Origin of the sequence: Caballeronia sp., from assembly GCF_049581465.1 — a bacterium.
Taxonomy (GTDB): Bacteria; Pseudomonadota; Gammaproteobacteria; order Burkholderiales; family Burkholderiaceae; genus Caballeronia.
Map to the genome: position 1 here is coordinate 1 of NZ_JBAUSA010000844.1, position 4,373 is coordinate 4,373.

General features: G+C 63.9%; 3 protein-coding genes. All 3 read right to left on the reverse strand.

Going from position 1 to position 4,373, the window contains the following annotated elements; translation table 11 throughout:
* A partial coding sequence (locus WCA53_RS20700) for a cobaltochelatase subunit CobN (RefSeq protein ID WP_423915033.1) occupies positions 1-1,880 on the reverse strand: 1,880 nt, incomplete at its 3' end.
* A 55-nt stretch (positions 1,881-1,935) separates the two neighbouring features.
* Entirely contained in the window at positions 1,936-3,498 is a 1,563-nt protein-coding gene (bchB, locus tag WCA53_RS20705; protein WP_423915036.1) for a ferredoxin:protochlorophyllide reductase (ATP-dependent) subunit B, read from the reverse strand.
* Positions 3,499-3,501: 3 nt separating this feature from the next.
* Positions 3,502-4,373 (reverse strand): ferredoxin:protochlorophyllide reductase (ATP-dependent) subunit N (locus WCA53_RS20710; protein ID WP_423915038.1); only part of this gene is annotated, 872 nt, incomplete at its 5' end.

Below are 4,373 nucleotides of genomic sequence, written 5' to 3' on the forward strand. Positions count from 1 at the left end.
GCGAGGCTCGGCGTGAGATAGCTGACGAGGGTCGCGGCCGACCGGCGCTTCGCCAGCGCGCCCTCGGAAGGATTGTTCGCGGCATACAGATAGATGTTGGGCATGGCGCCGATCAGGCGCTCGGGCCAGCATGCGACCGAAAGCCCGACCTGCTTGCCTGGCATGAATTCGAGCGATCCATGCATGCCGAAATGCAGCAGCACGTCGGCGCCGAAATCCTCGCGCAAGTACCGGTAGAAGGTCGAAAAGGCGTGCGTCGGAGCGAAGCCACGATCAAACAGCAGGCGCATAGGGTCGCCTTCGTAACCCATGGCGGGTTGAATCCCGACCAGCACGTTTCCAAACCGCTCGCCGAGCACGAACAGCGCCGCGCCGTCCGTCTGATGCCGGCCGGGCGCCGCGCCCCATTGCGCCTCGATCTCCGCGAGATGCGCCTCGCGCCGGATGTGATCGTCGACATTGATACGAGCGACAACATTGGCGCCGGCGCCGAAGCGCGCGTTGTTGCCCTCGACGATCCGCCGGCGCAGCGCGTCGACGGTCTCCGGAACCTCGACGGTGTAGCCGGCCTCTTGCATCGCCTTCAGAGTTCGATGCAGGGACTCATAAACGCCCAGGAATGCCGCGGTGCCTGTCGCGCCGGCGTTGGGCGGGAAGTTGAAGAGAATAACGGCCACCTTCCGGCTTGCGCGATCGCTGGCTCGCAATCGCACGAGCCGCTCGACGCGGTCGGCAAGGCGCGCGATCCGTTCTTTGTGCGGCTGGATGTCGCGTGTGGCGCCGGTCAAGGCGGTGCTCGACCGCCCGCCGAATACGATCGGAGCCGTTGCCCCGTCGAGTTCTGGAATGGCGACCATCATGGTCGCCTCAACCGGTGAAAGTCCCCGGTCCGAGCTTTCCCAATCCTCGATGGTCTGAAATTCGAGCGCCTGCGCGGCAATGTAAGGCACGTCGAGTTCGCCCAGCATTTTCGTGGCGCTGGTCGAATCGTTGTAAGCGGGACCGCCGACGAGCGAGAATCCGGTCAGTGACACAAGCGCGTCGATCGTTGCGCTCCCGCGAGCCTTGAAATAGGCTTCGACGGCCGGGCGAGAGTCGAGGCCGCTTGCGAAGGCTGGAATCGTTCGGAGCCCGCGCGCCTCCAGTTCCGCGATCACGGCGTCGTAATGCGCGGTGTTGTTGGCGAGCACATAGGACCGCATCAGAAGGACGCCAACGGTCCCGCGTGATCCGCCCGATGGACGCGGCAGATGATCGACGGACGCGCCAAGGCGGCCGATCATGCGAGGGTGATAGAGGCCGACATCGGGGTATTCAGCCGGCGGGGGCGCCTTCAGCTTGCCGCGCAAGCTCAGATTGGCGCCGCCGGCATAGCGATTGAGCAGAAAGCGGACGAGATTGGCGATGTTCTCTTCCGATCCGGCCAGCCAATATTGCAGGGTGAGGAAATAGGCGCGCAGATCCTGCGCGGGACCAGGGATGAATCTAAGGATACGCGGGATGCGGCGCAGCATCGCAAGCTGATGAGCGCCGCCCGTGGCGGATGGCTTGCCGCCGCCCCGCAGCCGCTTCAGGAAGTCGAGCGCGCCCCGTTTCGAACCGTCCATGTTGAAACGGCCGATGCGGGTCAGTTTGACGATGTTCGGCTCGGACATGCAGCCGAGAACCGCGTCGCAAGTGTCACGACGGGCCTGGATCGCCGAATGGACCGCCTGCGCATGCTCCTCCATAAACAGCATGGTTGCGACGATGATGTCGGCCTTTGAGATTGACGTGAGGCATCGCTGCAGGGCCGCGGGATCGTTCCATTCGGCGGCGGCATGGAATGAAAGCTCGAGCCCGGGAATGTCCATCTCGAGGGCGCGGCGCGCGCGGTCCACCGCGCCCGCCAAATGATTGTCGAGCGTAACGATGACGAAGCGCGGACCCGCGCGTTCAGCGGCCGAAGTGGGCTTTGGCTTCATAGAGGGTACTTACCGTTATGGTTGCCAATCCAAGCTCTCGCGCGAATGTCTCGGTGTTCCCGCGCGCGCGCGCGCGCACGAAGAAGGGAATTTTTTTAAGTTCCCTTTCGGCTTCGGCGCTCCAGATCGTCTCTGGCCGGCCGATGATGTTTTGATCCGCACTCGCCGCTGCGGTGCGCTCGGGGGCGGACGCGCGTACCGGCTCGACGACGGCGCCGCCCAGATGTGATGGTGCTACGCCATCGTGGAATTCCGGGTCTTCCCGGAACATCGTCAGCAGATGCTCTTCCAGGCCCATCATCAGGGGATGAACCCAGGAGTCGAACAACACATTCGCGCCTTCGAAACCCATCTGCGGAGAAAATCGGGCCGGGAAGTCCTGAACGTGAGTCGGTGCGGAGATGACGGCGCAGGGAATTCCGAGCCGCTTGGCGATGTGACGCTCCATCTGGGTGCCGAGAATGAGTTCCGGCTGCAGTTCGGCGACCTTCGCCTCGACTTCGAGGTAGTCGTCGGCAATGAGCGCTTCGGCTCCGCAGGCTTCGGCCTCGCTGCGCAGCTCGCGGGCGAACTCCCTCGAATAGGTTCCCAAGCCCACGACCTTGAATCCGAGCTCGGTTCGCGCGACGCGCGCCGCTGCGATCGCGTGAGTGGCGTCGCCGAAAATGAAGACCCGCTTGTCGGTCAGATAGGTCGAGTCGACCGAGCGCGAATACCAAGGCGAGCGTGACGAGTCTTCATCAAGTGCTGCGGCGGGATGGACCCCCGCGAGTGCGGCGACTTCCTCGATAAAAGCGCGCGTTGCGCCGACACCGATGGGAATGGTTTGAGTGAACGGTTGCTTGTGGTTCTTTTCCAACCATTTTGCCGCAGGTAGGGCGATCTCGGGGTAGAGCACGACGTTGAAGTCCGCTTCGCCGAGACGAGTGATGTCCTCGGGCGTGGCGCCGAGGGGCGCCGTGACGCAGATCTCCACACCGAGCCATTTGAGGATGCCGGAGATTTCGCGCACATCGTCGCGATGTCGAAAGCCGAGCGCAGTCGGCCCCAAAATGTTGCAGCGGGGTCGCGCATCGGGGACACGCGTACTTGAAGCGGGGACGAGGGATCTCACCAGCCGGTAGAACGTCTCCGACGCACCCCAGTTCTCCTTCTTCTGATAGGCGGGGAGCTCAAGAGGAATGACCGGGATTGGCAAACGCAGCGCGCGGGCGAGACCGCCCGGATCGTCCTGCAACAATTCGGCCGTGCACGACGCGCCGACGAGCATCGCCTGCGGCGCCCATCTTTCATAGGCGTCACGCACCGCGGTCTTAAAGAGCTCGGCGGTGTCGCCACCGAGGTCGCGCGCCTCGAAAGTCGTATAGGTCACTGGAGGGCGCGTGCTGCGACGCTCGATCATCGTGAACAGGAGATCTGCGTAGGTGTCGCCCTGCGGAGCGTGCAACACGTAATGCAGCCCGCTCATCGAGGCTGCGATCCGCATAGCTCCCACGTGGGGAGGGCCTTCGTAGGTCCAGAGGGTGAGCTCCATCGCTCAGACCTCCAGCCGCTGGCGGCGCATGAGCGGCCGCGCAAAAAGGCCGGCAAGGTCGCCGGATTGTTCGTAGCCTTGGATCGGCGTGAACAGGAGTTCGATCGACCACTTCGTCGCGATGCCTTCCGCCTCCAGGGGATTCGCGAGGCCAAGCCCGCACACGACGAGATCGGGGGACGCGGCGCGGCAGCGGTCGAGTTGCCGATCGACGTCCTGGCCTTCGCTCAGCAGGGGCCCATACGGCAGAAGCGCAAGCTCCGCGGCCATGAGCGCCCGGTTGAGATAGGGCGTTCCTACCTCGACGGGAACCATCCCGAGTTCCCGCGCAAGGAAGCGCGCGAGCGGTATCTCGAGCTGCGAATCGGGGAAGAAGAAGATGCGTTTGCCGGCAAGGTGAGTGCGTTGCCGCGCTACAGAGGCTTCGGCCCGCAAGCGCGCATTGGCCGTGACGGCTTCGAAGCGCTCAGGCGAGACCTGAAACGCATCCGCTGCGGCGCGCAACCAAGCTGAAGTCCCTTCGGACCCAAGCGGGAATGGCGCTGCAATATGCCTCGCGCCGCGCTCCTGGAGGGCGCTGGCTGTGTCCCTTAAGAACGGTTGCGCTAGAAGGAAGACTGTGTTTGGACCTACGGAAAGCTTGGCGTCGGCGCGTCGCATCGGGAGGAAATGCACCGGGCCGACGCCGAGCGCGTCAAACAGGCGCGCAAACTGATCCTCGACGATATCCGCAAGCGAGCCCACAACCATCAAGTTCGGTCGCGCATTCGGGCGTTCGTTCGAAAGGGTTGGAACGAGCGCCGCGAGACACGAGTCCTCGCCTTGCGTGAAGGTTGTCTCAATCCCGCTGCCCGAATATGCCAGCACGCGGACCT

Coding starts and splice junctions, on each gene's coding strand:
- bchB (WP_423915036.1), bottom strand. CDS start 3,498: ATGGAGCTCACCCTCTGGACCTACGAAGGCCCTCCCCACGTGGGAGCT.